The 243-nt window shown below is 44.0% G+C and carries 1 tRNA gene; it reads left to right on the top strand.

Going from position 1 to position 243, the window contains the following annotated elements:
* The first annotated feature begins 79 nt into the window (after positions 1-79).
* Positions 80-155: transfer RNA gene (locus tag NE558_RS14315), tRNA-Trp, on the top strand.
* Positions 156-243 lie beyond the last annotated feature (88 nt).

Below are 243 nucleotides of genomic sequence, written 5' to 3'. Positions count from 1 at the left end.
ACCAAAAACAATTCGATTGATAATAAAATGTCTTGTATTCAGTTTTGAAGGTGTATCTTCGCTTTGCGAAATACCTTATAGGGGTATAGTTCAGTCGGTAGAACGTTGGTCTCCAAAACCAAATGTCGAGGGTTCGAGTCCTTCTGCCCCTGCCATTTAATAATTTATCCAGCAACCATATTCTAATGTGGCTTAGTAGCTCAGTTGGTTAGAGCGCCGGCCTGTCACGCCGGAGGTCGAGGG

Origin of the sequence: Anaerotignum propionicum, assembly GCF_024461735.1 — a bacterium.
GTDB lineage: Bacteria > Bacillota > Clostridia > Lachnospirales > Anaerotignaceae > Chakrabartyella.
This window is presented reverse-complemented; position numbering and strand designations above follow the sequence as displayed.